The sequence below is a fragment of the Streptomyces sp. NPDC052682 genome, assembly GCF_040678435.1.
GTDB lineage: Bacteria > Actinomycetota > Actinomycetes > Streptomycetales > Streptomycetaceae > Streptomyces.
On the sequence record NZ_JBFATS010000011.1, the window covers coordinates 101,067 to 127,457 of the forward strand.

Here is a 26,391-nt window from a genome sequence, read left to right on the forward strand (position 1 = left end):
AGGACGAACGTCACCGGAATCGCGGCCAGGGAGGCCGGCACCGGGGCGTACCTGCTGTCGAACCCGAGCAGGTCGACACCGGACAGCGCAAGGGGCTCGACGGCTCCTTCTGCCTTCAGCGGATCAGCCCGCGCCGGCCGGGCAGCCTCTGGTCACGGGTCACCGTGCGCCGGGTGGCGGAGCTGACCGCCGCCGGCCGGATGCGGCCCGCCGGGCTCGCGGAGGTGGCGGCCGCCCGGGCGGACGGGCGGTGGGAGGCGGCGTACGCCTCGCAGAAGGAGGCCGGCGTCCCCGGGACCTGGCGGCGGAACTGGCGCGCCGGCCCCGGCTCGCGGCCCGCTTCGAGGCGCTGGGCCGGACGGACCGGTACCAGCTCGTGCTCGGGATGCTCCGCGCCCTCACGCCCGAGAGCCGGGCGGCGCGGCTGAGGGCCGTGCTCGCCCGGCTCGGGTCCTGGCCGCGGTGAGCGGCCTCAGGCGTTCCGGATCGCCGAGATGTCGAAGGTCAGCTTGATCTTGTCGGAGACCAGGAAGCCGCCCGTCTCCAGGGCCGCGTTCCAGGTCAGGCCCCACTCGGAGCGCAGGATCGTCGCCTTGCCCTCGAAGCCCACGCGCTCGTTGCCGAACGGGTCCGTCGCGGCGCCGTTGAACTCCAGGTCGATCGTGACCGGCCGGGTGACACCGAGGATCGACAGGTCGCCGGTGATGCGGTAGTCGTCGCCGCCCAGGGCCTCCGCGCGGGTCGAGCGGAAGGTCATCGTCGGGAACTCGTCGGTCCGGAAGAAGTCCGCGCTCCTGAGGTGACCGTCGCGGTCGGCGTTGCCCGTGTCGATGCTGTCCATCTTGACGTCGAGGGAGGCACTGGAGCGGGACGGGTCGGTGCCGTCCAGGTGCAGCGAGCCGGCGAAGTCGCGGAACTTGCCCTTGACGTTGGTGACCATGGCGTGCCGGGCGGTGAACCCGATCGTGGTGTGCGTGGGGTCGATGGTGTAGTCGCCGGTCAGGGTGGCCAGGTCGGTGGTGGTGGTCATGGGGTGCCTCCCGCAGTGTTGTTCAAGCTTCAACTAACTGACACGACCCACCGTAGACCCATTCAGTTCAAATTTCAACCATCCTGGTGTGCGTCCCGGATTGGATCACCGTCCCGAGTGGTACGCAGTGATCATGTCCTCGGTCGCGGTCCTGGTGGAGCTGGCGCGCAGCGGCACCTCGGGAGGCCACGTCAAGTGCTGGGAGCGCTTCGCGCAGAGCGCGGCCCGCCTGCCCGGACACCGTCCCGCCCTCGACCTCACCGTCTACTTCCTCGGCACGCGCGACCACGTCGAGACCCTCGCGCCGCACGTCCGGCTCGTCATGCTCCGCCCGGTGCTCAGCACGGCCGCGTTCACCTCCGCCGACGCGGCGGAGGACGTCACCGACCTCGCCCCGTACCACCCCCGGCTCGCGGCACTGCTGCCCCGGCACGACGTCTGGCACCTCACCCACGGCTTCGCGTACGCCACCACCGCCGTCCGCCTCGCCCGCCACGCGGCCCGCACGGCGCACCGGGTCCCGCGGCTCGTCGCCTCCGTGCACACCGACGTCCCGCTGCTGGCCTCCGTCTACGCCCGCTACCTGGCGGACCGCCGGCTGCCCGGAGCGCACCCCGCGGCCGGCCGGTTCCTCGCGGACCGGGCCGCTGCCTGGCTGCGCCACCGCCGCGACCGGCTGCTGGACAGCTGCGAACGGGTGCTGGTCCCCACCCCGCAGGGCGCCGCCGAACTCGCCCGGACGCTCGGCCCGCACCGCGTCTGTCTGCTGCGCCGCGGGATCGACCACGACCTGTTCCGGCCCGACGCCACCGCCCGCGCCCACCTCGCCCGCGCCTACGGCGTCCCCACGGACCGCCCGCTCGTGCTGTTCGCCGGGCGCCTCGACGCCACCAAGGGCGTGCCGCTGCTGACCGAGAGCCTGCGGCTGCTGCGCGCCCGCGGCCGGGCCGCGCACGCCGTCATGGCCGGCTCGGGCGCGGAGGCGGACGCCGTACGGCGGGCCCTCGGCCCGGACGTCACCCTGCTCGGGCCGCTCCCGCAGGCCCGGCTCGCCCGGGTGTACGCCGGCTGCGACCTGTTCGCCTTCCCGTCGCGCACCGAGACGTGCGGCAACGTCGTCGCCGAGGCCATGGCCAGCGGCCTGGCGGTGCTGCTGCCCGAGGGCGCGCGCACCACCGGCTGGCTGACCGCGCCCGGCCACGACGGCATCGTCGTCCCCCGGGACGATCCCGGCGACTGGGCGGACGCCCTCACCGCGCTCCTGGACCGCCCGGACCTCCTCCGGGCGGTCCAGCAGCGCGCCGCGGCCACGGCCCGCACCACCCACCCGTCCTGGGACCAGGTCCTGACCGAGGACCTGCTCCCCGTCTGGACGGCGGAGGGCCTGTGCCGCCGGGCCCCTCGGACCCGGATGGCGTGAGCCCGGGGGAGCGGCCCCCTCACTCGTGAGCCCGGGGGACCGGCCCCCTCACCCGCCCTCGTCACGTCCGTCGCCCGCGTCGGCGCCCCTGCCGTACAGGGCCGCGATCACCGGGGACGAGTCCAGGCCGACGATGCCGGCCACCACCAGCACCAGCCCGGCGACGGTGAACACCGAGACGGGCCAGCCCGTGTGGAGGGCCTCGCCGAAGACGGCCGTGCCCACCGTCACCGCCACCACCGGCTCCGTGGCGTCGAGGACGGTCATGCTCGCCGCGAGAGGACCCTGCTGGAAGGCGCTCTGGATGAGCAGCAGACCGGCCACGCTCGCGAGGACCAGCGCGTACGTCTGCCAGGCGGCCAGCGCCGCGAGCGGCCCGTGCCGCAGCCGGTCCACCGTCGCGGCGAGCAGCACCGACTGCGTGCCCATGACCGCCCCGGCCGCCAGGGCCGTCACCGACGCCCGCCACGGCCCGGACAGCAGCCGCGCCACCGGCAGCGCGCAGCAGACCAGCGCGGCCGTCGCCCCGAGCACCAGCAGCCAGGACAGCGCCCCCGCCTCGGCCCGGCCCCCGTGCGGCCGGGCCGAGGCCAGCGCGCAGGCCAGCCCCACCGCCACCGCGAGCGTGCCGAACCACTCCCGGCGGCCCAGCCGCATCCGGTAAAGCCGCGCCGACAGCGGCACCGCGAAGACCAGTTCGGCCACGATCAGCGGCTGGACGAGGCTGAGCGGGCCGAAGGCGAGGGCCAGCGACTGGAAACCGTAGGCGAGCACCGCCAGCCCGATGCCGTACCGCCACAGCGGATCCCGGGCCAGCCGGCCCAGCAGGCGCGGCGAGAACGCCTCCGCGTCCGGGCGGGCGCTCGCGGCCCACTGCTGCAACAGGCCCCCGACGGCGAAGCAGACCCCGGCGGCCAGGGAGGCGAGGACGGCGATCGCCATGCCGTGGACGGCGGCTCAGTCGGCCGCCCGGCGGGCCGGGCCGCCCTGCGCCGCGCCCCGGGTGTGCACGTACAGCTGGCGCCGGTCGCCGACGTCCAGGCGCTGCGGCAGCGGGAGTTCGTAGCGCACGGGCCGGGCGTGGTCGGCGTACTGCCGGCGCGGGTTGTAGACCTGGTTGAACTTCCACAGCATGCGGGCGAAGTTCGTCTGGCCGTGCAGCAGGTTGCGGGTCAGCACCCGGGCCGCCCCGAAGGCGGTGCGCAGCCCCAGGTGCTTGCGGTTGATGACGGCCTGGGTGCGCACCAGTTCCTCGTAGAACCGCTCCAGCGGCAGCGTCGTCGGGACGACCGCGTGCTGGATGTCGAACAGGCGGTAGTCACGGGTCGTCAGACGGCGCGACTCGGTGTGCCAGATCTCCGTCCCCGGGTAGGGCGTCATCACCGTGAAGTGCACGATCTCCGGCACGGCCAGCGCGAACTCCCGTACCACCCGGAACTGTTCCTCGTCCCACGCGGGGTCGACGATCAGGTTGACGGCGGCCTTGATGCCGAGCTTGCGGGCCGTCTCCAGGGCCCGGACGTTCTCGTCCGGGCTGATCCGCTTGCGGTACAGCTCCAGTCCTTCCGCGTCGATGGCCTCCATGCCCAGGAACATGTAGCGCAGCCCCAGCCGCGCCCACCGCTCGAACACCTCCGGGTGACGCAGCAGCACGTCGCTGCGGGTCTCCAGGTAGTACCGCTTGCGGATGCGGCGGCGCTCCACCTCCGCGGCGATGGCGTCCCCGTGCTCCGGCCGGATGAAGGCCACGTCGTCGACGATGAACACGTTCGGCTCACGGATGCGCGCCAGCTCCTCGGCCGCCGCCTCGGGCGTCGCCTTGCGGTAGCTGCGGCCGTAGAACGTCCACGCCGAGCAGAACGAGCAGTCCCACGGGCACCCGCGGGTGAACTCGATCGACGCGCACGGGTCGAGCTCGCCGATGAAGTAGCGGCGCCGGTTGCGCATCAGGTCCCGCGCCGGCAGCGGGCTGTCGATGCCGTGCAGCAGCAGCGGCGCCGGGCCCCGTCCGGCCGCCGTCACGATCCCGGGCACGGTCTCAACCCCTCCGTCGCGCACCGCCCGCAGCAGGGGCGCGATCGCCGGTTCGCCCTCCCCGCGCACCACCGCGTCCACCGCGCCCCGCGCCTGCTGCAGCACCTCCTCGGCGACGAAGGAGACGCTGTGGCCGCCGAAGAACACGAAGCAGTCCGGCAGCTCCCGCTTCACCCGGGCCGCCAGCTCGATCGCCTCCGGGATGTTCGCCAGGTAGTTCAGCGAGACGCCGAGCGCCTCGGGCCGGAAGGACCGCACCTGCCTGCGCAGCTTGTCCTGCCCCAGCACCTGCAGGTCGACGATGCGCACCTCGTGCCCGGCCTCGCGCGCCGCGCCCGCGACCCGCTCCAGGCCCAGCGGCTCCAGCCGCAGGAAGATCTCGGAGTACATCAGGGCGCTGGGGTGGACGAGCAGCACACGCATGGTCACCTCGCCACGGGGAGCTGGACACGCAGGGGTGCCCCCTTCGTATCCGGCCCGCCCGCGGCCCGCAGCGCCCATACCGCCGCCTGGCGGCACCATGCGGCCCGCAGGAGTGGTCCTGCCGCACGAGCCCCGGGCGCCCCGGTCGGCCGGTTCCGCGCCGGACCGCGCGCGTCGCTCCGGGTGACCCGTACCCCGGCGGACGCCCGCTGCGCTGGCGCGGGGCCCCGAAGTGGCGGTGTCCTGGAAGACGAGGATCCGTGCCGCCCGCGAGGGTCCGCTACACGTGGTCCGTGACCACGGGGATCCGCACCGCGGACGACGACACCACGGCGACACCACGGCGGACCGACAGCGCAGGGAGACCGACTCGTGACACCCACCGGCCCCGGCTCCACCTACGACCCCCCGGCGGGCCCCGTACGCCGTCCCGTGGCCGCCGCCCTCGCCGCCCGCGCGCACGGGCCGGCCCGGCACACCGACCGGCCCGTGGCCCTGGTCACCGGCGCCTCCTCCGGCATCGGCGCCGCCACGGCCCGCCGCTTCGCACAGCACGGCTGGCAGCTGCTGCTCAGCGGCCGGGACCGGCGCCGCCTGGCGGAGACCGCCGCCGGCACCTCGGCCGTCGTCCTGCCCGCCGACCTCGCCGCCCCCGACGGCCCGCGCCTGCTGGCCGAGACCGCGCTGCGCACCACCGGCCGGATCGACGTGCTGGTCGCCGGCGCGGGCATCGGCTGGGCGGGCCCGTTCGTGAGCATGCCGCACACCGACATCGACCGGGTCCTGGCCCTGGACCTCAACGCCACCCTCCACCTCGTCCGCGAGGTCCTGCCGTCCATGGTCGCGGCCCGACGGGGCCGGGTGGTGCTGCTCGGCTCGGTGGCGGGCACCGTCGGCGTACGGGAGGAGGCGGTGTACTCCGCCGCCAAGGCGGGTCTGGCCGCGTTCGCCTCTGCGCTGCGGCAGGAGCTGCGCGGCACCGGGGTGGGCGTGACCCTCGTCGTGCCCGGCCCGGTCGACACGGCGTTCTTCGCCCGCCGCGGCAGGCCCTACCAGCGCTCCCACCCCCGCCCCACCTCACCCGCCCGTGTCGCCGGAGCGGTCTGGGAGGCCGTACGGCAGGGCCGCGACGAGGCGTACGTGCCCGGCTGGCTGACCCTGCCGGGCCGCGTCCGGGGCATCGCGCCCCGGCTGTACCGGCGCCTGCTGGACCGGTTCGGCTGAACCGGGCGCGGCAGCGGCTGACAACGCCCCCCGCACCTGGTAGGGCCAAGGCATGAGCCGACCGCGCCGCGCCCGCCCCCGAAGCCTGCCCCGCCGGGCCCTGCTGCTCGCCGCGGCCCTGGCGGCGACCGGCGGCGCCCCACCCCGGCCCCGCCCCGCCGGCCCCGGCCCGGACCCGTACGACACCCTGCGCCGCCGCTGGCTCGACCTCGCCCTCGGCACCGGCTACGACCCCACGGCCGAGCCGTACGCCTCCCGGCTCGCCGAGACCGGGGACCTCGCCCGCCGCCACGCCGCCACCATGGCCCCCACCGCCGGGTCCCTCTGGCCGGGCCACCCCTTCGACCCGCCGTCCGGCATCACCCGCGGCTACGGCCGCCTGTGGACCATGACCCAGGCGTACGTCCAGCAGGGCACCGGCTCGACCGGCGACCCGGACCTGCTCGCGGCCGTGCTGCGCGGCCTCGACCACCTCGCCGCCACGGTCTACCACCCCGCCACCACCCCCTACGGCAACTGGTGGGAGTGGCAGATCGGCAGCCCCCGTCTGCTGACCGACATCACGGCCGCCCTCCACGACCACCTGGGCCCCGGCCGCGTCACAGCCGCCTGCGCGGCCGTCGGCCACTTCGTCCCCGACTCCGCGCTCGCCGACTACTCCGGCACGTCGACCGGCGCCAACCGCGTCGACCTGTGCCGCTCGGTGGCCCTGCGCGGCATCCTCGGCCGCGACCCGGAGACCCTCGCCCTGGCCCGGGACGCCCTCTCGCCAGTCTTCCCGTACGTCACCCGGGGCGACGGCCTGTACGCCGACGGGTCGTTCATCCAGCACACCCATGTGGCCTACTCGGGCACCTACGGGCAGGTGCTGCTGGACGGCCTCGGCCGCCTCCTCGCGCTGCTCGCCGGGTCCGACTGGGAGATCACCGACCCGAACCTGCGCATCGTCCTCGACAGCGTCGAGCACGCCTACGCCCCGCTCCTGCACGACGGGCTGGTGATGGACAGCGTCAACGGCCGTGCCATCAGCCGCGGTCACCTCAAGGGCGACGACCGCGGGGTGCTGCGCGGCGACCACGTCCACGGACACCTGCTCATCGCGGCGATCGCCCGGCTCGCGGCGGCGAGCCCCGAGCGGCGCGACCGCATCCACGCGCGCGTGAAGGGCTGGATCGAACGGGACACCACGGCCCCGGTGCTGACGGCGCGTGAGCTCCCGGTCGCCGACCTGGCCCGGCTGCACGCGATCGCCGCCTCCCCGGTCGCCGCCGCACCCGAGCCCGTCGGCCACCGGCTCTTCCCGGCCATGGACCGGGCCGTCCACCGCCGCCCCGCCTTCACCCTCGCCCTCGCCCTGGCCAGCGACCGCATCGCCTACTACGAGTGCGGCAACGGCGAGAACCCGCGCGGCTGGCACACCGGGGCGGGCATGACGTACTGGTGGCCTGCGGGCCGGCCGTCGGACCAGTACACCGACTGGTTCTGGCCCACCGTCGACTGGTACCGCCTGCCCGGCACCACCGTCTCCACCCGGCGCCTGCCCGACCGGGCCGGCGGCGAGTGGGGCGAGCCCCGGCCGGACGTGCGCTGGGTCGGCGGCACCACCGACGGCACCTACGCGGCGATCGGCCAGCACCTGAAGGGCCTCGGCTCCACCCTCGAGGCCCGCAAGTCCTGGTTCTGCCTCGCCGACGCGGTGGTGTGCCTGGGCGCCGGGATCACCTGCCGCGACGGCGTCCCCGTCGAGACGGTCGTCGACAACCGCAACCTGGGGGAGTCCGGCACCGCCGCCTTCGTACGCGGTGACGGCTGGGCCCACCTGGAAGGCCACGGCGGCTGGCTGGTCCCCGGGGGAAACCTCCGAGCGCTCCGCGAGGACCGCACCGGCGCCTGGTCCGACATCAACACCGGCGGCACCACCGAACGCCGTACCCGCCGCTGGCAGACCCTCTGGCTGGACCACGGCACCGATCCCACCGACGCCGGCTACCTCTACGTCCTCCTGCCCGGCGCCTGCCCCGGCACGGTCGCCCGCCGCGCCGCCGGCCCGCGCCGGCTGTCGGTCCTCGCCAACGACAGGGCCTGCCAGGCCGTCACCGTGCCCTCGCTCGGCCTGACCGCCGCGAACTTCTGGCAGCCGGGTACGGTGGGTCCGCTGACCTCCTCCGCACCGGCGAGCGTGCTGGTCCGCCGCCGGGGCCGGACCGCCACCCTCTGCGTGAGCGAACCACCCCGAACGGGCGAACCGCTGGAGATCACCTGGGATGGCCCGGTCCGCGCGGTCGTACGGGCGGACGACACGGTGCGGGTCCGGTCCACAGGCCCCCGCCTGCGGCTGCGCATCACCCCGGGGGAGGCATGCGCCACCCACATGTGTGAGGTGATTCTCAGCTGACGGGTTTGTGCGACCCCTACAAGACAGACGCCCTCTGAGCAGTCGGAACGGCTGCATGCCGCTGTGGTTCTGTTCAGTGGTACCAGGAAAACGCTCCGGAGACTGTGAGGAGTCGACGGCTCGCAATCCTTGGTGGGCTTCGTATGGTCACTACATGACCGTTTTGGATGAGGCGCCGGGCGAAGCACAGGGCGAGATCCCGGGCGAGGCCCCGGGGGAGCCGACCGACGCGCGCGGGCGCGTGGCCGAACTGCACGAGATCCGCGCGCAGGCACTGGCCGGCCCGAGCGAGAAGGCGACCCAGGCGCAGCACGCCAAGGGCAAGCTGACCGCGCGGGAGCGCATCGAGCTCCTGCTCGACCCGGGCTCCTTCCAGGAGGTCGAGCAGCTGCGCCGGCACCGGGCCACCGGCTTCGGCCTGGAGGCCAAGAAGCCGTACACCGACGGTGTGATCACCGGCTGGGGCACGGTGGAGGGCCGCACGGTCTTCGTCTACGCCCACGACTTCCGGATCTTCGGCGGCGCCCTCGGTGAGGCCCACGCCAAGAAGATCCACAAGATCATGGACATGGCCATCGCGGCCGGGGCTCCGCTGGTGTCGCTGAACGACGGCGCGGGCGCCCGCATCCAGGAGGGCGTCGTCGCCCTCGCCGGCTACGGCGGCATCTTCCAGCGCAACACCAAGGCCTCCGGTGTCATCCCGCAGATCTCGGTGATGCTCGGCCCGTGCGCGGGCGGCGCGGCCTACAGCCCCGCCCTGACCGACTTCGTCTTCATGGTCCGCGAGACCTCGCAGATGTTCATCACCGGTCCGGACGTGGTCAAGGCGGTCACCGGCGAGGAGATCACCCAGAACGGCCTGGGCGGCGCCGACGTGCACGCCGAGACCTCGGGCGTGTGCCACTTCGCCTACGACGACGAGGAGACCTGCATCGCCGAGGTGCGGTACCTGCTGTCCCTGCTGCCGCAGAACAACCGCGAGAACCCGCCCCGGGTGGAGTGCACGGACCCCGTCGAGCGCCGCTCGGACACACTGCTGGACCTGGTCCCGGCGGACGGCAACCGCCCGTACGACATGGCCAAGGTCATCGAGGAGATCGTCGACGACGGCGAGTACCTCGAGGTCCACGAGCGCTGGGCGCGCAACATCATCTGCGCGCTGGCCCGGATGGACGGCCAGGTCGTCGGCATCATCGCCAACCAGCCGCAGGTCCTCGCCGGTGTCCTGGACATCGAGGCGTCCGAGAAGGCCGCCCGCTTCGTCCAGATGTGCGACGCCTTCAACATCCCGCTGCTGACGTTCCTGGACGTCCCCGGCTTCCTGCCCGGCGTCGACCAGGAGCACGGCGGCATCATCCGCCACGGCGCGAAGCTGCTGTACGCCTACTGCAACGCCACCGTGCCGCGCATCTCGCTGATCCTGCGCAAGGCCTACGGCGGCGCCTACATCGTCATGGACAGCCAGTCCATCGGCGCCGACCTCACCTACGCCTGGCCGACCAACGAGATCGCCGTGATGGGCGCCGAGGGCGCGGCCAACGTCATCTTCCGCCGCCAGATCGCCGAGGCCGAGGACCCCGAGGCGATGCGCCAGAAGATGGTCAAGGAGTACAAGTCCGAGCTGATGCACCCCTACTACGCGGCCGAGCGCGGCCTGGTCGACGACGTCATCGACCCGGCCGAGACCCGCGAGGTGCTCATCAGGTCCCTGGCCATGCTGCAGACCAAGCACGCCGACCTGCCGTCCCGCAAGCACGGCAACCCGCCGCAGTAACCCGTTCGCCCCATCACGGCAACGCAGCGGACCCCATCCTCACGGAGACTGACACCCATGGACATCCCTGATATCCGCGTCGAGAAGGGCCACGCCGAGCCCGAGGAAGTAGCCGCGATCACGGCTCTCCTCCTGGCCCGCGCGGCCGCCCGCCCCACCGACACCACCACCCCCGCCGCCCACCGCCGCCGCGCCCGGGCCGGCTGGCGCCGCCTGGAACGCGAGCCGGGCTTCCGCGCCCCGCACAGCTGGCGCTGACCTCCCCCGACACCAAGAGGCCCCTCCACACCGGAGGGGCCTCTTCGTGTCGGGCGCACCCCGCACCCACCCGGCACGCGACAGCCCCCGGCGGCACACCGGCCGCCGGGGGCTGTCCCTCAGCACAACGGAGCAGGACGGCTAGCGCAGCCGCGCCATCAACGCGTGCTCCACGAGCGTGATCAGCGTCGACTTGGCGTCGGCACGGTGCCGCGCGTCCGTCGTGATGATCGGCGTGTCCGGCCCGATCTGCAGAGCCTCCCGGACCTCGTCCGGGGTGTAGGGCTGCTGCCCGTCGAAGCCGTTCAGCGCGATGACGAACGGCAGCCCGCTGTTCTCGAAGTAGTCGACGGCGGGGAAGCAGTCGGCGAGCCTCCTCGTGTCGACCAGCACGACCGCGCCAATCGCGCCGCGCACCAGGTCGTCCCACATGAACCAGAACCGGTCCTGGCCGGGGGTGCCGAACAGGTACAGGATCAGGTCCTGGTCCAGGGTGATACGGCCGAAGTCCATGGCGACCGTCGTGGTCGTCTTGTCCCCGGTGTGGGTGAGGTCGTCGATGCCCGCCGAAGCAGACGTCATGACGGCCTCCGTGCGCAGCGGGTTGATCTCCGAGACGGCGCCGACGAACGTGGTCTTGCCCACGCCGAAGCCGCCCGCCACCACGATCTTCGCGGAGGTGGTGGAGCGGGAAGGACCGCCGCTAGAGCTTGCGAAGTCCACTGAGCACCCTTTCGAGCAGTGTCACGTCTGGCTGGCCGCCGGCGTTCTCGTCGCCGCCGGGCTGATGGATGGCGACCAGTCCCGCCTCCGCCAAGTCGGCGACGAGGATCCTGGCCACGCCGAGAGGAATGGTCAGCAGCGCCGAGATCTCGGCGACCGACTTGATCTCACGGCAGAGGTTGCAGATCCGCTGATGCTCGGGCAGCTGGCCCTGCATCTGGTGCGGCTGCGCGGTGGTGTGCACCAGTGCCTCGATGGCGAGCTGGTAGCGCGGCCTGGTGCGGCCGCCCGTCATGGCGTACGGGCGCACCAGGGGATTGTTCGACGCCCCGGCGGGCGCGGGCTCGGGGGTGCGGCGCTGCGGCTGCACGGGCTGGATGCGCGGCGCGGGCGGCTGGTCGTACGGCGACGGGCCGGGGCCCTGTGGCGCGTACGGCTGCCCGTGGTGCGGTGCGGAGGGGAAGTTGTACCGGTTCTGGGAACCGTCGCCATGGCCCTGGCCAGGGCCGTACGACCAGTTGCCCGAGGGCGAACCGCCTGGGGGTGTTGCCACTTTCTCCTCCTCCGACTGTGCCTGGCACCCATCACTGTGGAGCCGCGTCCCGAAACCTTACGGCCCCGGGACGCCAATACGCACCGTACGCCCTTTAGTTGAGCAGGCTCCCTTGGAGCTCCGCACGAAGGTCCGGCGTCAGGACCGTACCGGCTCGGTCCACCAGGAGCGCCATCTCGTACCCGATGAGACCGATGTCGGCCTCCGGGTGAGCGAGAACCGCGAGCGACGATCCGTCGGAGATGGACATGATGAAGAGGAATCCCCGCTCCATCTCCACGACCGTCTGGTTGACGCTCCCGCCCTCGAAGATCCGGGAGGCGCCTGCCGTCAGAGACGTCAGACCGGAGGCGACGGCCGCGAGCTGGTCGGCGCGGTCGCGGGGGAAGCCTTCGGACATCGCCAGAAGGAGTCCGTCGGCGGAGACCACCACCGTGTGGGACACCCCCGGGGTGTTGTCCACGAAGTTGGTGATCAACCAGTTCAGGTTCTGTGCCGCCTGGCTCATCGGGCTCACACTAACGCTCCTGGTTGTAGGTGCTGTCAGGACCGAAGCCCTGGCCGTTCGTTTCACTGCCTGCGCTTCCTGCGCTGCGGCCTCGCTGGACGCCGCGCCGCAGGTTGCTCAGCCGGCCCCGGACGTCCTCCGGGGCACGGGAGACCTGTGGGCCTCCCTGGGGGGTGCTCTCGGCGGAACCCTCGATCAGGTTGGCCTTGGGTACCCGCCGCGGCAGGCCGGAGGAGGTGACCCCGCCTGCCTTGGGCTTCCGGAGCTGCGCGGCCTGCTGCCAGCGCTCGTCGTTCGCCGAGCGCCAGCTGCTGTCGCCGTTGCTCTCCGAAGTGGAGGCCGGCTGCTCCTGGCGCACGTGCCGCCCGCCGTCCGTGCCGTTCACGCCGCTCGCGGTGGATCCGCGGCGGGGCAGCCCGGCGTCGGTCAGCGCGTGGCCTGCGGAAGGAGCCGATCCCGGACGGTCGAAGCCTACGCGGTCCTGCTCACTCGCGTCAGCGGCCTGCGCAGATTCCGTTTCCTGGGCCTGGGCAGCGTACTGGGCCGGATAGCCGTTCTGGTAGCCGTCCTGCTGCGGCCAGTCGTCCTGGTGGCGGCGCTGCTCGAAGGCCGGGAAGGTCTCCTGGGCAGCGTTGCCCGCCGAGGCGTGCTCCTCCTGCACCGGCTCCGCATACGAGGGCTCCGGGTAGCCCCCGTTGGAGGAGAAGCCGTCGCCGTGGGGCAGCCGGCCGTCCTGCGCGTAGTACTGCTCCTCGTACGACTGCTGCTGCGAGGCCTGGTACGGCGTCTGCTGCTGCTCGTCGTACGGGGCCCGGCCGTCGTACCCGGAGGGCTGCTCCTGGTAGCCGCCGCCCTGGTTCTGGTCGTAACCCTGGCCCTGCTCGTAGCCCTGGCCGTTGTCGTAGGCCTGGGCGTTGTCGTAGCCCTGGCCGTCGTCGTAGCCCTGCTGCCCGGTGAACCGGTCGCCGTAGGCGGGCGTCTCCTGGGTCTCCTGCGGGTGCTCCTGCGGCTGCTGGCCCTGCGCCTGGGCCTCCAGGGCCGCCCGGCGCTCCTCGCGCATCAGGGAGCGGCCGACGGGGTCCAGCTCGCGTATGTCGTCCGGGATCTCCGTGTAGCGGCTGTCGTCGAAGCCGAGCTCGGCGGCCGTACGCATCGGCTGGTTGAAGTTCTCGCCGCCGAAGTTCTGCTCGGGGATGATCTGCGAGACGGTGAACTCGTCGCGGTCCGCCTGGCTCTCGCCACCACCGCCGTGCGTGATCGCGTCCGGCAGCATGACCAGCGAGGTGGTGCCGGCCTGCTCGCCCGAGGGGCGCAGCTGGACCCGGATGCCGTGCCGGTCGGAGAGCCGGCCGACCACGAACAGGCCCATGCGCTGCGAGATCGCGGCGTCCACGGTCGGCGGGTTGGCCAGCTTGTGGTTGATGTCCGCGAAGTCCTCGGCCGTCAGGCCGATGCCCTTGTCGTGGATCTCGATCATCACGCGGCCGTCCGGCAGACGGGTCGCGGTGACGCGGACCTTGGTCTGCGGGGAGGAGAACGTGGTGGCGTTCTCCAGCAGCTCGGCCAGCAGGTGCACGAGGTCGGTCACGGCCCGGCCGTGGATCTCGCACTCGGGCACGCCGGACAGCTCGATGCGCTCGTACTGCTCCACCTCGGAGGAGGCGGCGCGCAGCACGTCGATCAGCGGCACCGGCTGGTCCCAGCGGCGGCCGGGCTCCTCGCCCGCGAGGACCAGGAGGTTCTCGCCGTTGCGGCGCATACGCGTGGCGAGGTGGTCCAGCCTGAAGAGGTTCTCCAGCTGGTCCGGGTCGGCCTCGTTGTTCTCCAGCTCGGTGATCAGGGTCAGCTGGCCCTCGATCAGCGACTGGTTGCGGCGCGAGAGGTTGGTGAAGATCGCGTTGATGTTGCCCCGCAGCAGGGCCTGCTCGGCGGCGAGCCGGACGGCCTCGCGGTGCACCTGGTCGAAGGCGCGGGCGACCTCGCCGATCTCGTCGGTGGTGGTGATCGGGATCGGGGCGACCCGGGTGTCGACGCGGCCGGGGTCGGTGCGGGACAGCTGGTCGACCAGCATCGGCAGGCGCTGCTCGGCGATGCCGAACGCGGCGTTGCGCAGCTGGCGCATGGAGCGGCTCATCTGGCGGGCCACCATGCCGGCCAGGATGAACGCGGCGAGCAGGGCGACCACGACGGCGGCACCGGTGATGTAGGCGTCGCGCTGGGCGTTGCCCGCGATCTCGTCGGCCTCGCTCACCGCCGCGTCGGTCATGTCCGACTCGATCTTGCGGTAGGCGTCGAACTTCAGGGTGTTCAGGGCCCACCAGTTCTGGTAGGTGACGCCGTTCTTGGCCAGGGCCTGCCGCGCGCTGGGGTCGGTGGTGTCCAGCTGGGCGAGGGCCGCGACCATCGCGGTCGAGCCGGCCGGCGGCGGGACGTACTCGGGGTCCTTGGCCTTGGCCTCCTGGACCATCTTCGCGCCGTCGGCCTTGACCTGCTGCTCGGCCTGCTTGAGCTTGGCGACGTCCTGCGCGGTGCCACCGCCCTGGTACTCCTCGACGGCGATGCGCTCGAGGTAGGCGTAGGAGGACAGGGCGACTCGCTGCTGGGCCAGGTCGGTCCGCTCGGGACCCGGCTTGATCAGCAGGTGCATGCCGATGGAGCGCTCGAGGGAGACGGCGCCCTTGGCGAGGGAGATGGCGTAGACGGTGCGGCCGTAGCTGGTGATGTTGCTGGTGCCCAGGCCCAGCTCGTTGGCGAACTCCAGCAGCGGGTGCTGGATGCCGACGTAGCCCTCTTCGGTGTCCACGCCCTTGAGCTGGGAGGTGTAGGCGGCCTGGCGGAGCTGCTGGAGCTTCGGCTCCACCTTGCGGAAGTTCTCCAGCCGGCGCTTGAGGTTCGGCCGGTCCGGGATGTTCTGGGCGGCCGCGTCGAAGGCGTCGGCGGCCTCGTCCGTCTGCTTGCGGACCTTGGCGACGAGGGCCTTGTCCTCGGCGGTCTGCGCGCTGCCCTTCAGCAGCGGCGCGGCGGTCGTGTCGCGCTCGTTGAGCAGCGCGTTGCCGTAGGTCAGGGCGGCCTGTACCAGACGCGCGGTGTCCGCCGCGTCCTCGGCCTCCTGCCAGGTGTCGATCGAGCTCTTCACCTGGAAGCCGCCCATGACGAGGCCGACCAGCACGGGTATGAGCAGGATCGCGTTGAGTCGGGTGGCCACCCGCCAGTTGCGCGGGGAGAGGCGGCCGCCGCTCGGGGCGGGCGCGGCCGTTGGCTCCGAACCGGGCACGGGGGCGGGCGCCGCTGTGCGCGGCGGCGGGGTGAAGTTGCCCCGGGCCGACGGCTCGGGACTGTTCTTGCTTCGCCTCACTCGACCAACAACCTCTCGGCGGTCGGCACCAACGTTGTGCCGCAGTGTCTCAGAGCCCGGTTCGCCATCGTGTACGCAGTACTGCTGAGTACGTCTTTGACTAATGGGCAGTTCAGGCATTCCAGCATGTCGACCTGCGCTCTTCCAAACCCCGGAGTATGCCCTTGTAAGGCTGAGATAAAACGGTCATAAAGAACGAGCCCCGCCAAAAGGCGGGGCGTTTGTGCGCGCAGCGAGACCAGATGTGCGCGACGCGTGGCCGTACCACTCGATTCCTCTGCCGAAACGTTATGAACACCGAGGCCGACCGTGTCAAAGGACACAGTCGGCTCCGGGACATCTACGACAACTGCCGTATTGCACTTTTGATTTGAGTGCTACCGCAACCGTGCCATCAGCGCGTGCTCGACCAGTGTGATCAGGGCACTCTTGGCTTCGGACCGGTGCCGGGCATCGGTGGTGATGATCGGGGTGTCCGGGCCGATCTGGAGAGCTTCCCGCACCTCGTCGGGGGTGTAGGGCTGCTGCCCGTCGAAGCCGTTCAGCGCGATGACGAACGGCAGCCCGCTGTTCTCGAAGTAGTCGACCGCGGGGAAGCAGTCGGCCAGGCGCCGGGTGTCCACGAGCACCACCGCGCCGATCGCGCCGCGCACCAGGTCGTCCCACATGAACCAGAACCGGTCCTGACCCGGCGTACCGAACAGGTACAGGATCAGGTCCTGGTCCAGGGTGATACGGCCGAAGTCCATGGCCACCGTGGTGGTGGTCTTGTCCCCGGTGTGGGTCAGGTCGTCGATGCCCGCGCTGGCGGACGTCATGACGGCCTCGGTACGGAGCGGGTTGATCTCCGAGACGGCGCCGACGAACGTGGTCTTGCCCACGCCGAAGCCGCCCGCCACCACGATTTTCGCCGAGGTGGTGGCACGGCCCGCGTCAGAGCTTGCGAAGTCCACTGAGCACCCTCTCGAGCAGTGTCACGTCCGGCGCGCCGGTGGTCTCGTCGCCGCCCGGCTGGTGGATGGCGACCAGACCGGCCTCCGCCAGGTCCGCGACGAGGATCCGGGCCACGCCCAGCGGCATGTTGAGCAGCGCCGACACCTCGGCCACCGACTTGACCTCACGGCACAGGTGGCAGATGCGCTGGTGCTCCGGGAGCAGCCCCATGAGCGCGGCGGGGTCTGCCGTCGTACTGATCAGTGCCTCGATGGCCAGCTGGTAGCGGGGCCTCGTCCGGCCGCCGGTCATCGCGTACGGCCGGACCAGCGGCTGGTCGCCCTCGTCCTCGTACGGCTCCGCGTACGGATCATGAGAGGCGGTGGGCGGGGTCATGAATCCTCCGGGCGGGGACAGCAAGTCGGTCAGTCAAGCCGTCTGACGGGGCCGGTGGGGGGATTGTGGCGGCCGGACGGTGGTTTGGTGAGACGGGTGGTGCCGGGAACGCTCAGTGAAGCAGACTGCCCTGGAGCTCGGCCCGCAGGTCGGGCGTGAGCACCGCGCCCGCGCGGTCGACCAGGAGCGCCATCTCGTAGCCGACGAGGCCGATGTCGCACTCGGGGTGGGCCAGGACCGCGAGGGACGAGCCGTCCGAGACGGACATGAGGAAGAGGAATCCCCGCTCCATCTCGACCACCGTCTGCGCCACCGTGCCGCCGTCGAAGATCCGGGAGGCCCCGGCCGTCAGCGAGGTCAGACCGGAGGCGACGGCCGCGAGCTGGTCGGCGCGGTCGCGCGGGAAGCCTTCGGACATCGCCAGAAGGAGTCCGTCGGCGGACACGACGACGGTGTGGGACACCCCGGGGGTGTTGTCCACGAAGTTGGTGATCAACCAGTTGAGGTTCTGTGCCGCCTGGCTCATCGGGCTCAACTAACGCTCCTGCTGGTGAGTGGGTCGAGGGAAGCTGCCGGTCTGGGTGGACCCGGCCTGACGACCCTGTGCGATACCCCGACGGAGATTGGTCAGCCGGCCGCGCACGTCATCGGGCGCGCGCGAGACCTGCGGACCGCTCTGGTGGGTTTGCTGCTGAGCCGTGCCCGGAACGAGGTTCGCCCGGGGCACCCGGCGCGGCAGGCCGGAGGTGGTGACGCCGCCCGCGGCCGGCTGCCGGACGCGCTCGGCCTGCCGGACGAGCTCGTCGTTGGGCGAGCTGCGCCAGGCGGAGGAGCCGGTGGAACCGGCGGACCGCTGGGGGGCGGCAGGAGCCTGGGGCTGCTGCTGCTGCGGAGCAGGAGTGGACGAGCCGCTGGTCTGCTGGCGGTCCTGGCCCTCCTGCCGGCCGCCGCCGCGGAACCAGTTGGTCTCCAGCGTGTCGTACAGCGGCGTACGCCCGTCCCCGGGGCCGGTGGCCGGCGGCAGGGCCTCCGGCTCCTGCCGGCCGGGCCGCGCCTGCGGCGCGGGCGGACGCGGCGCGCCGAAGTCGGCGGCGCCGTACGACCCGTTGACCTGCGGACGCTCGTACTGGCCGGTGCCCGCCGGGTCCGCCGTCTCCGGACGGCCGGGCAGGGAGTGCCGGCCCGTGGAGCCGCTGTCCTGGCCCGGCGCCGGGAACTGGCCGCCGTTGTCGTACGCCGACGGGGCCGGGTACTGGCCCGTCCCGGAGGCGCCGGACCGTCCGCCCGGGGTGCCGAAGACGTCCGGCCGGACGAACGGGTCCTGGCCCTGGGAGCCGTTGACGGCGGGACCGCCGTACTGGCCCGGGTTCTGGGGGCCGTCCTCGATCCGGGGGATCTCGGCGGTGGAGCCGGGCCCCTGACGGTCGTCGACACGCGGCATCGGGGCCGTCCGGGAGACGTCCGGCTCCTCGTGGCCGCGCGGGGCGTCGGGCAGCGAGGGGCGCTGCACCGGCGGCTGGGCGTTCTCGTCGCCCCAGCCGGTCTGGCGCTGCTGCGGGTTGCCCCCCGGCAGCTCGGCCCGCGGGCCGCCGCGCGGCGGCAGCTGCGGCTGCCGCGAGCGGGAGCCCTGCTCGGTGGTGCCCCGGCCGCCGCCGAACGCGTCCTGGCCCTGCGGCCCGTTCGGGTTCGCGGCCTGGAGCCCCTGCGGCGCACCCGGCGCCTGGCCGAAGCCGGCACCGGCTCCCGCCGGACTCGGGCGGCCCTGGTCGTACGCCGGGGACGGCTGGCCCGAGGGACCCTGCGGCCCGCGCGCCCCGCCCGGGGCACCCGGGCGGCCGCCGTTGCCGGGCAGCGCGGCCCGCGGCCCGGGGCCCGCGCCGAGCAGACCGCCGCCGGGCCCACCGGAGCCGAACGCGCCGCCGCCCGCCGGGCCACCGCCGGACTGGACCTGACGCCGCGCCGCGGCCGCGCCCGCTGCGGCCTGCGCCGCGGCCGGGCCGCCACCGGCGACCGGTCCCTGACCGGCCTTGGGCTGGGGCTTCTTGCCGCCCTGGGCGACATCGACGGGCAGCATGACCAGCGCGGTCGTACCACCGGAGTCGGACGGGCGCAGCTGGATGCGGATGCCGTGCCGCTGCGAGAGCCGGCCGACCACGAACAGACCCATGCGGCGGGAGACGGAGACGTCCACCGTCGGGGGAGAGGCGAGCCGCTCGTTGATCGCGGCGAGGTCCTCGGGCGACAGACCGATACCGGTGTCGTGGATCTCGATCAGCACCCGGCCGTCGGGCAGGGCGTGACCGGTGACCTTGACCTTGGTCTGCGGCGAGGAGAACGAGGTCGCGTTCTCCAGCAGCTCGGCGAGCAGGTGCACGAGGTCGTTGACGACCCGGCCGGCCACCTCGGTGGTCGGCACGGAGGCCAGCTCGATGCGCTCGTACTGCTCCACCTCGGAGGCGGCGGCACGCAGCACGTCGACCAGCGGGACCGGGCGGGTCCACCGGCGGCCGGGCTCCTCGCCCGCGAGAACCAGCAGGTTCTCACCGTTACGGCGCATACGCGTGGCGAGGTGGTCCAGCTTGAACAGCGAGGAGAGCTGGTCCGGGTCGGCCTCGCGGGACTCCAGCTCGGAGATCAGCGACAGCTGGCGCTGGATCAGGCCCTGGGAGCGGCGCGAGAGGTTGGTGAACATCGCGTTGACGTTGCCCCGCAGCAGCGCCTGCTCGGCGGCGAGGCGGACCGCCTCGCGGTGCACGTCGTCGAAGGCCGCGGCCACCCGGCCGATCTCGTCCCGGGAGTGCACACCGACCGACTCGACGGAGGTGTCGACGTCCTGCGGGTCCGACTCCGACAGCTGCTTGACCAGCTCGGGCAGGCGCTCCTGGGCGACCTTGGTCGCGGTCTCCTCCAGGCGCCGCAGCGAACGGATCATGGACCGGGCCACGACGAAGGCGCCGACCAGCGAGACACCGAGCACCAGCAGGATCAGTGCACCGGCGATGATCGCGTCGCGCTCGGTGGCGCTGCGCAGCTCGCGGGCCTGCTGCTCCATGTCCTCCAGCAGACGCAGCTCGATGTTCTTCATCTGCTGGATCTTGGTGGAGCTGTCGTCCAGCCAGTCCTGGTACGAGATCCTGTTGAGGTCCGCCAGGGCGCCCTGCTTGGCGAGCACGCGCGTGGCGTACTTGTCGGTGGCCTCGATGATCGGGTTGCCCTGCCGGATGGGCTTGAGCAGCTCCTCGGCGTCGTCGCCGTAGATGCTGACGAAGCTGTTGAGCTCGGACTTCTGGCTCTGCAGGGCCGACTCGGCGTACAGCCGGTCGTTCTCGGAGAGGTCGCCGGTGGTGGTGTTGTTCGCGGGCAGCGCCGCCGCGAGCACCGCGCGCTGGACGGACGCGTACTCCTTGGCGGCGGAGAAGGCCGCCAGGGCACGCGTGCGCTGGATCATGTCCGGGTTGCTGGTGGCCTCCGCCATGTCCTGCGAGAGGTCCAGCAGGTTGGTGATCAGACGGTGGTAGGCCTCGACCGTCTGGGTCGAGTTCTTCTTGGACTCGTAGGCGTCGGTGCGGATCTCGTTGAGGTCGTTGAGGTCCCGCATGAGGCCGACGATGCTGTCGCGGACACCGCGCAGGTTGCCGTCCTTGGCGGCGTTGTCGATCTCCTCGGACGCGTCCTGGAAGTTCTCCAGGGCCCGGTCGGTCTTCTCCCGGTAGCCCTTGACCGTGAAGTTGGTGCCCTTGGCGCCGTGCGCCAGCGGGCCGGCCGACTGGTCGCGCTCCTCCTGGAGCGCGGCGGCCAGCTCGGTGGCCTGCTTGGTCATGTCCGTCAGCAGCTTCATGTTGTCGAGCTGCTGGATGGCTTCCATGGACTGGTTGATGCGCAGCGCGCCGAGCGAGGTGGCCGCGACCACCGGCAGCGCGAGCAGCGACACCAGACGGGTGGAGATGCGCCAGTTGCGCAGGGCCATGCGCGACCCGGGGCCGACGACGTCCTTCGGCGGCTTCACGGCCGGTGCCGGGCTCGGGGATCCCTGGGGGGCCGACGCGCCGGGGCGCCCGGAGCGCTCACCGCCGTCGCCGACGGGCGCCGGGCCCGGGGTCTGGGCGTGCTGGGGTGAGGGACCTCGGTCGGTCCCGCCGTGCGGCTCCGGCTCCGCCGAAGCGCTGCCATCCCTCTTGAAACGTCCCTGCACTAGCGTCGCAACCTCTGGACCAGGCACCCCACCGCGTGAACGGCGGGGCACGGTGTCGGCGTCATAGGGGCGCCCTGAATACGCCCCCGTGGTGTTGGTCGTGGGTGACCGGCGCTGGCTCCCCCTTCTCGCCGCCACTCGGCGCGTCTGTGCGCCCCCTGTGCGCCGGCTCGATCCTGCGGCGGTTCCGTGGAATTCCAGCACAGCACAGGATCTCCAACAAGGCCCGTGGTCCAGACCGTGACATAGGTGACACCGCGTGAGTGGCGAGTCACCTCATGTAGAAAGTGATCCTGTCCATAACGGACGTATGGCCGCGAGTTGCCCGCCGCCCGAGGGTGTCCCAGTCGCCATGATCAGGAGCGGAATGAGGGCTTCAGGGGCTCAATGTCCGTTTCGTTGGGGTGGGCCGCGAGTCCGGATTGGCTGATTTGTCCCTCAATTCGTGAGGAAACTCACATGCCGATCATGGCGCTCGCCACCGGCGCCGGGGAATCGCATGTTTAGCCTGACGCTTTACGAAAAGGACGCTTCTGCCAACCCGCGCCCGCGTGAGGGTTCCGTGACGGCCCTCCCGGCACCCAAGACGACAGGGTCTCGTACAACCGTGAAGACGACGACGATGTTCCACAAGATCGCCAACCCGCGACGCACGACGCTGGCTCACCTGAAGGACGCCGGTGAACTGCAGACGCCGGAACAGCCGGAGCACGCCGTCGAGCTCCCCAACCAGACCGCCAACCCCAAGCGCACCATCCTCCAGGAGGTCCCCGCCGCGGCCTCCGCCGCGCAGTAGTCACGGGGGAGTACGCACGGCGGCCGCCGATCACTCAAACCGGCCGGCCGCGGACTTCGAGGGGCGCCCCGGACGGCGGGGCGCCCCTCATTATGCGCGGGGCAGGTACCCCTTCCCGCGTTAGCCTGGAGCGTCAGACTCCAGCCAGCTCAGTCAAGGGGCCAAGCATCCCGTGCGCATCGCCAGGTTCTCCATCGACGGGAACGTAGCCTTCGGCGCGGTCGAGGGCGAGAAGCAGGACGAACTCGTCCTGGACATCATCAAGGGCATCCCGTTCGCGGACTTCGAGCTCTCGGGCACCAAGGTGCCGGTGAGCAAGGTCAGGCTGCTGCCGCCGGTGCTCCCCAACAAGGTCGTCGCCTTCGGCCGCAACTACGCCGAGCACGCCAGGGAGCTGGGCAACGAGGTGCCCGAGACCCCGTTCGCCTTCTTCAAGCCCGCCACCTCGGTGATCGGCACGGGCGACGAGATCCAGTACCCGCCCTTCTCCGAGGAACTGCATCACGAGGCCGAGCTGGCCGTGGTCATCGGCCGGATGTGCCGTGAGGTCCCGCGCGAGCGGGTCAAGGACGTGATCTTCGGCTACACCTGCGCCAACGACGTCACCGCCCGCGACGTCCAGAGGCGCGAGAAGCAGTGGGCCAGGGCCAAGGGCTTCGACACCTCCTGTCCGCTCGGCCCCTGGGTCGAGACCGACCTGGACCCGGCGGACCTGACCATCCAGCTCACGGTCAACGGCCGGCAGCGCCAACTGGGCCGCACGAGCGAGATGATCCACTCTGTCGAGGACCTGATCGTCAACATCTCCGAGGCCATGACGCTGCTCCCCGGCGACGTGATCCTCACCGGCACCCCGGCCGGGGTCGGCCCCCTCAACGTCGGCGACGAGGTCGCCGTCACCATCGAAGGCATCGGCACTCTCACCAACAAGGTTGTCAAGCGTGGCTAGCGCACCTGTACGCGTCCGTTTCTGCCCGTCGCCGACCGGTAACCCCCACGTGGGCCTGGTCCGCACCGCCCTGTTCAACTGGGCGTTCGCCCGGCACCACGGCGGCACCCTGGTCTTCCGCATCGAGGACACCGACGCGGCCCGCGACTCCGAGGAGTCCTACGAGCAGCTGCTCGACTCGATGCGCTGGCTGGGCTTCGACTGGGACGAGGGCCCCGAGGTCGGCGGCCCCCACGCGCCCTACCGCCAGTCGCAGCGCATGGACCTCTACAAGGACGTCGCCCAGAAGCTGCTGGACGGTGGCTACGCCTACCACTGCTACTGCTCCCAGGAGGAGCTGGACACCCGCCGCGAGGCGGCCCGCGCCGCCGGCCGGCCCTCCGGCTACGACGGCCACTGCCGCGAGCTGACCGCCGAGCAGGTCGAGCGGTACCGGGCCGAGGGCCGCGAGCCCATCGTCCGCTTCCGCATGCCCGACGAGACGATCACCTTCACCGACCTGGTCCGCGGCGAGCTGACCTTCACCCCGGAGAACGTCCCGGACTACGGCATCGTCCGCGCCAACGGCGCCCCGCTGTACACGCTCGTCAACCCGGTCGACGACGCCCTGATGGAGATCACCCACGTCCTGCGCGGCGAGGACCTGCTGTCTTCGACGCCCCGTCAGATCGCCCTGTACAAGGCCCTGATGGAGCTCGGCATCGCCCAGCGCATCCCGGAGTTCGGCCACCTGCCGTACGTGATGGGCGAGGGCAACAAGAAGCTCTCCAAGCGCGACCCGCAGTCGAGCCTCAACCTCTACCGCGAGCGCGGCTTCCTCCCCGAGGGCCTGCTCAACTACCTGTCCCTGCTGGGCTGGTCGCTCTCGGCCGACCGGGACGTGTTCACGATGGACGAGATGGTCCAGGCCTTCGACGTCGCGGACGTGAACCCCAACCCCGCCCGCTTCGACCTGAAGAAGTGCGAGGCGATCAACGGCGACCACATCCGCATGCTGGACGTGAAGGAGTTCACGGAGCGCTGCCGCCCCTGGCTCCAGCCCCCGTTCGCCCCCTGGGCCCCGGAGGACTTCGACGAGGCCCAGTGGCAGGCGATCGCCCCGCACGCCCAGACCCGCCTGAAGGTGCTCTCGGAGATCACCGACAACGTCGACTTCCTGTTCCTGCCCGAGCCGGTCTTCGACGAGGCCTCCTGGAACAAGGCGATGAAGGAGGGCTCGGACGCCCTGCTGCGCACGGCCCGCGAGAAGCTCCAGTCCGCCGACTGGACCTCGGCCGAGTCGCTGAAGGAGGCCGTCCTGGCCGCCGGCGAGGCCCACGGCCTCAAGCTCGGCAAGGCCCAGGCCCCGGTCCGTGTCGCCGTCACCGGCCGCACGGTCGGCCTGCCGCTCTTCGAGTCCCTGGAGATCCTCGGCAAGGACAAGACGCTGGCCCGTATCGACACGGCGCTGGCGAAGCTGGCCGCGTGAGGCACCCGCACGCGTGAAGGGGCGGCAGCCGAGGCGGCTGCCGCCCCTTCGCCGTTCCCCGGACGCGGCCCGCTTTCTGCCGTTACCGTCGGATCATGAGCATCCGCGCCGTGGTCTGGGACGTCGACGACACCCTCTTCGACTACACCTCCGCCGACCGCCTCGGCATGCGCGCCCACCTGGCCGCCGAGGGCCTGCTGGACGGCTTCGAGAGCGTCGAGGAGGCCATCACGCGCTGGCGGCGGATCACCGACCAGCAGTGGGCCCGTTTCTCGGCCGGGGAGGTCTCCTTCCCCGGCCAGCGGCGCGACCGGGTACGGGTGTTCCTCGGCCAGGACCTGACCGACGCCGAGGCCGACGCCTGGTTCGAGCGGTACCTCACCCACTACGAGGCCGCCTGGGCCCTCTTCCCGGACGTGCTGCCCGTCCTGGACGCCCTCGCGGCCAGTCACCGCCACGCCGTGCTGTCGAACTCCAGCATCCACGTCCAGGACCGCAAACTGCGCGTCCTCGGGGTGTACGACCGCTTCGAGGCCATCCTGTGCGCCGCCGAGCTCGGCGTCTCCAAGCCCGAGGCCGGGGCGTTCCTCGCGGCCTGCGACGCACTCGACCTCGCCCCGCACGAGGTGGCCTACGTCGGCGACCACCCGGAGATCGACGGGCGCGGGGCCGCGGAGGCCGGTCTGCTGTCGGTCTGGATCGACCGGGCCGGCGCCCACGTGACGGTGGAGCCGCCCGCCGGTCCGCACCGCATCGCGTCCCTCGCCGAACTGCCCTCCCTGCTCGGCCCGGATAGTCGTTTTGGAGCCCCGTCCACCTTCGGGTAATGTTCTTCCTGCGCCGCGGGGAGCGGGCCGGAAGGCCGAAACCCTCAAGCGCAGAACTAGAACAAGATCCCCTCTGGGGCTTGCGTTCCAGTGGCCTATGGTGTAATTGGCAGCACGACGGATTCTGGTTCCGTTAGTCTTGGTTCGAGTCCAGGTAGGCCAGCTCGCAGAGCTCATCTGCAACCCGCGGATTCCATCCGCAAGCCCCCGTTGTGTAGCGGCCTAGCACGCTGCCCTCTCAAGGCAGTAGCGCCGGTTCGAATCCGGTCGGGGGTACGGATCCTTCGGGATCAAGGCCCCCGTTGTGTAGCGGCCTAGCACGCCGCCCTCTCAAGGCGGTAGCGCCGGTTCGAATCCGGTCGGGGGTACGGAAGGTGACGGGCCTCACTGAGTCTCTCAGTGGTCTAAACCACCCTTGGTCTATGGTGTAATTGGCAGCACGACGGATTCTGGTTCCGTTAGTCTTGGTTCGAGTCCAGGTAGACCAGCTCGGACCTGCGGGAACGCAGAATCCTACGCCCCCGTTGTGTAGCGGCCTAGCACGCCGCCCTCTCAAGGCGGTAGCGCCGGTTCGAATCCGGTCGGGGGTACGTTCACGGAAGCCTCCCAGTTCGCTGGGGGGCTTCCGTCGTCTCAGGCAACACGGGCCATCAGGTGGGGAGCCTTGATGCGCGCGACAGGGGCGCAAGGGGGGATGCGTGGCTGACTTCCAGGCTGTGGCCGGGGTGCGTGCGCTGGAGGCCAAGACGCTGGCCGACTCGGGGCACTACCTCGGGGCCGTCTACTTGGCGGGCTACGTGGTCGAGTGCCGCCTGAAGACCTACCTGCAACTCAACGGGATTCGCTTCCCCCGCGGTGGCAGCGAGGGGCACAACCTGCGCGGGTTGTGGCAGTCCGCCCAGTTCCCGCCCCCGCGAGGGCATGCCGGTCTGTTCATCGCCCATTGGGGTACCGAGCTGCGCTACGAGACCCGTTTGCCCGCCGATGTGGACCCGAAAGACCTGCTCAAGGGCGGAAGGGAGCTGGCAAGCTGGGTGGCGACGCGGATTCGGCAGGCGAGTTCCCGGCGAGCGGCTGCGGGACGCAGGTGGAACGGATGAGGAAGGCCGAAGTGATGTCAGCCCAGGGCTCCA

At 71.8% G+C, this 26,391-nt stretch carries 21 protein-coding genes, 5 tRNA genes and 1 pseudogene; 16 read left to right on the forward strand and 11 right to left on the reverse strand.

All coding sequences use genetic code 11. The features are described 5' to 3' along the window. Positions 1-77: 77 nt before the first annotated feature. Positions 78-466 (forward strand): annotated as a pseudogene (locus AB0K80_RS19005) (YdeI/OmpD-associated family protein); the annotation flags it as partial. Between the two features lie 6 nt (positions 467-472). On the opposite strand, the gene AB0K80_RS19010 reads toward AB0K80_RS19005, so the two are convergent. Further along, positions 473-1,030 (reverse strand): YceI family protein, encoded by a 558-nt coding sequence (locus AB0K80_RS19010; protein ID WP_365671016.1) that lies wholly within the window; start codon positions 1,028-1,030, stop codon positions 473-475. Positions 1,031-1,163: 133 nt separating this feature from the next. Here AB0K80_RS19010 and AB0K80_RS19015 point away from each other — a divergent pair, with 133 nt between their 5' ends. After that, positions 1,164-2,450, forward strand: coding sequence for a glycosyltransferase (locus AB0K80_RS19015; RefSeq protein ID WP_365671018.1), 1,287 nt, complete (start codon positions 1,164-1,166; stop codon positions 2,448-2,450). 48 nt (positions 2,451-2,498) lie between these two features. Here AB0K80_RS19015 and AB0K80_RS19020 read toward each other — a convergent pair whose 3' ends face one another. Next, the gene (locus tag AB0K80_RS19020) at positions 2,499-3,392 is read right to left on the reverse strand and encodes a DMT family transporter (protein ID WP_365671020.1); all 894 of its coding nucleotides are present in this window, start codon (positions 3,390-3,392) and stop codon (positions 2,499-2,501) included. 15 nt (positions 3,393-3,407) lie between these two features. Further along, on the reverse strand, positions 3,408-4,907 hold the full coding sequence (gene hpnR / locus AB0K80_RS19025; protein WP_365671022.1) for a hopanoid C-3 methylase HpnR: 1,500 nt from the start codon (positions 4,905-4,907) through the stop codon (positions 3,408-3,410). 372 nt (positions 4,908-5,279) lie between these two features. On the opposite strand from hpnR, the gene AB0K80_RS19030 reads away from it, so the two are divergent. From AB0K80_RS19030 to AB0K80_RS19045, 4 genes are all read left to right on the forward strand, one after another. Continuing rightward, positions 5,280-6,131 (forward strand): SDR family oxidoreductase, encoded by an 852-nt coding sequence (locus tag AB0K80_RS19030; protein ID WP_365671024.1) that lies wholly within the window; start codon positions 5,280-5,282, stop codon positions 6,129-6,131. A 52-nt stretch (positions 6,132-6,183) separates the two neighbouring features. Next, positions 6,184-8,526 (forward strand): polysaccharide lyase 8 family protein, encoded by a 2,343-nt coding sequence (locus tag AB0K80_RS19035; protein WP_365671026.1) that lies wholly within the window; start codon positions 6,184-6,186, stop codon positions 8,524-8,526. Positions 8,527-8,767: 241 nt separating this feature from the next. Beyond that, positions 8,768-10,300, forward strand: coding sequence for an acyl-CoA carboxylase subunit beta (locus AB0K80_RS19040; RefSeq protein ID WP_365671364.1), 1,533 nt, complete (start codon positions 8,768-8,770; stop codon positions 10,298-10,300). Between the two features lie 57 nt (positions 10,301-10,357). Then, on the forward strand, positions 10,358-10,558 hold the full coding sequence (locus AB0K80_RS19045) for an acyl-CoA carboxylase epsilon subunit (RefSeq protein ID WP_365671027.1): 201 nt from the start codon (positions 10,358-10,360) through the stop codon (positions 10,556-10,558). Positions 10,559-10,699: 141 nt separating this feature from the next. On the opposite strand, the gene AB0K80_RS19050 is transcribed toward AB0K80_RS19045, so the two are convergent. The 8 genes from AB0K80_RS19050 to AB0K80_RS19085 all read right to left on the reverse strand — a co-directional run bounded on the left by AB0K80_RS19050 (position 10,700) and on the right by AB0K80_RS19085 (position 21,218). Next, complete coding sequence (locus tag AB0K80_RS19050) at positions 10,700-11,281, reverse strand: ATP/GTP-binding protein (RefSeq protein WP_114255509.1); 582 nt, start codon at positions 11,279-11,281, stop codon at positions 10,700-10,702. Continuing rightward, positions 11,262-11,834: a DUF742 domain-containing protein gene (locus AB0K80_RS19055; protein WP_365671029.1), complete on the reverse strand. Its 573-nt coding sequence runs from the start codon at positions 11,832-11,834 to the stop codon at positions 11,262-11,264. Before AB0K80_RS19055 ends, AB0K80_RS19050 begins: the two co-directional genes overlap by 20 nt. 94 nt (positions 11,835-11,928) lie before the next feature. After that, the gene (locus tag AB0K80_RS19060) at positions 11,929-12,342 is read right to left on the reverse strand and encodes a roadblock/LC7 domain-containing protein (protein WP_004983065.1); all 414 of its coding nucleotides are present in this window, start codon (positions 12,340-12,342) and stop codon (positions 11,929-11,931) included. 10 nt (positions 12,343-12,352) lie between these two features. Next, a complete protein-coding gene (locus tag AB0K80_RS19065; RefSeq protein WP_365671031.1) occupies positions 12,353-15,697 on the reverse strand; it encodes a nitrate- and nitrite sensing domain-containing protein in 3,345 nt (1,114 codons plus the stop codon). 377 nt (positions 15,698-16,074) lie between these two features. Then, positions 16,075-16,650 (reverse strand): ATP/GTP-binding protein, encoded by a 576-nt coding sequence (locus AB0K80_RS19070; protein WP_365671033.1) that lies wholly within the window; start codon positions 16,648-16,650, stop codon positions 16,075-16,077. Then, positions 16,631-17,026 (reverse strand): DUF742 domain-containing protein, encoded by a 396-nt coding sequence (locus AB0K80_RS19075; protein ID WP_159535968.1) that lies wholly within the window; start codon positions 17,024-17,026, stop codon positions 16,631-16,633. The genes AB0K80_RS19070 and AB0K80_RS19075 overlap by 20 nt, the downstream gene beginning before the upstream one ends. A 112-nt stretch (positions 17,027-17,138) precedes the next feature. After that, positions 17,139-17,552, reverse strand: coding sequence for a roadblock/LC7 domain-containing protein (locus AB0K80_RS19080; protein WP_365671366.1), 414 nt, complete (start codon positions 17,550-17,552; stop codon positions 17,139-17,141). A 9-nt stretch (positions 17,553-17,561) separates the two neighbouring features. Continuing rightward, positions 17,562-21,218 carry a nitrate- and nitrite sensing domain-containing protein gene (locus AB0K80_RS19085; protein ID WP_365671041.1) on the reverse strand — a complete coding sequence of 1,219 codons (3,657 nt, stop codon included), beginning with the start codon at positions 21,216-21,218 and terminating at the stop codon, positions 17,562-17,564. Between the two features lie 607 nt (positions 21,219-21,825). On the opposite strand from AB0K80_RS19085, the gene AB0K80_RS19090 reads away from it, so the two are divergent. From AB0K80_RS19090 to AB0K80_RS19135, 10 genes are all read left to right on the forward strand, one after another. Next, positions 21,826-22,014, forward strand: coding sequence for a hypothetical protein (locus AB0K80_RS19090; RefSeq protein ID WP_365671398.1), 189 nt, complete (start codon positions 21,826-21,828; stop codon positions 22,012-22,014). A 172-nt stretch (positions 22,015-22,186) separates the two neighbouring features. Continuing rightward, positions 22,187-22,963 carry a fumarylacetoacetate hydrolase family protein gene (locus AB0K80_RS19095; protein ID WP_365671043.1) on the forward strand — a complete coding sequence of 259 codons (777 nt, stop codon included), beginning with the start codon at positions 22,187-22,189 and terminating at the stop codon, positions 22,961-22,963. After that, a complete protein-coding gene (gltX, locus tag AB0K80_RS19100; RefSeq protein ID WP_365671045.1) occupies positions 22,947-24,431 on the forward strand; it encodes a glutamate--tRNA ligase in 1,485 nt (494 codons plus the stop codon). The genes AB0K80_RS19095 and gltX overlap by 17 nt, the downstream gene beginning before the upstream one ends. A 95-nt stretch (positions 24,432-24,526) precedes the next feature. Continuing rightward, positions 24,527-25,258 carry an HAD family hydrolase gene (locus AB0K80_RS19105; protein WP_365671047.1) on the forward strand — a complete coding sequence of 244 codons (732 nt, stop codon included), beginning with the start codon at positions 24,527-24,529 and terminating at the stop codon, positions 25,256-25,258. Between the two features lie 91 nt (positions 25,259-25,349). Beyond that, positions 25,350-25,421, forward strand: a tRNA-Gln gene (locus AB0K80_RS19110). Between the two features lie 40 nt (positions 25,422-25,461). Then, a tRNA-Glu gene (locus AB0K80_RS19115) sits at positions 25,462-25,534 on the forward strand. Between the two features lie 19 nt (positions 25,535-25,553). Further along, positions 25,554-25,626 (forward strand) — tRNA-Glu (locus AB0K80_RS19120). A 48-nt stretch (positions 25,627-25,674) separates the two neighbouring features. Next, positions 25,675-25,746: transfer RNA gene (locus tag AB0K80_RS19125), tRNA-Gln, on the forward strand. A gap of 29 nt (positions 25,747-25,775) precedes the next feature. Further along, positions 25,776-25,848, forward strand: a tRNA-Glu gene (locus AB0K80_RS19130). Between the two features lie 108 nt (positions 25,849-25,956). Continuing rightward, complete coding sequence (locus AB0K80_RS19135; protein ID WP_365671049.1) at positions 25,957-26,358, forward strand: hypothetical protein; 402 nt, start codon at positions 25,957-25,959, stop codon at positions 26,356-26,358. Positions 26,359-26,391 lie beyond the last annotated feature (33 nt).

Coding starts and splice junctions, on each gene's coding strand:
- AB0K80_RS19010 (WP_365671016.1), bottom strand. CDS start 1,030: ATGACCACCACCACCGACCTGGCCACCCTGACCGGCGACTACACCATC.
- AB0K80_RS19015 (WP_365671018.1), top strand. CDS start 1,164: ATGTCCTCGGTCGCGGTCCTGGTGGAGCTGGCGCGCAGCGGCACCTCG.
- AB0K80_RS19020 (WP_365671020.1), bottom strand. CDS start 3,392: ATGGCGATCGCCGTCCTCGCCTCCCTGGCCGCCGGGGTCTGCTTCGCC.
- hpnR (WP_365671022.1), bottom strand. CDS start 4,907: ATGCGTGTGCTGCTCGTCCACCCCAGCGCCCTGATGTACTCCGAGATC.
- AB0K80_RS19035 (WP_365671026.1), top strand. CDS start 6,184: ATGAGCCGACCGCGCCGCGCCCGCCCCCGAAGCCTGCCCCGCCGGGCC.
- AB0K80_RS19045 (WP_365671027.1), top strand. CDS start 10,358: ATGGACATCCCTGATATCCGCGTCGAGAAGGGCCACGCCGAGCCCGAG.
- AB0K80_RS19060 (WP_004983065.1), bottom strand. CDS start 12,342: ATGAGCCAGGCGGCACAGAACCTGAACTGGTTGATCACCAACTTCGTG.
- AB0K80_RS19075 (WP_159535968.1), bottom strand. CDS start 17,026: ATGACCCCGCCCACCGCCTCTCATGATCCGTACGCGGAGCCGTACGAG.
- AB0K80_RS19080 (WP_365671366.1), bottom strand. CDS start 17,552: ATGAGCCAGGCGGCACAGAACCTCAACTGGTTGATCACCAACTTCGTG.
- AB0K80_RS19105 (WP_365671047.1), top strand. CDS start 24,527: ATGAGCATCCGCGCCGTGGTCTGGGACGTCGACGACACCCTCTTCGAC.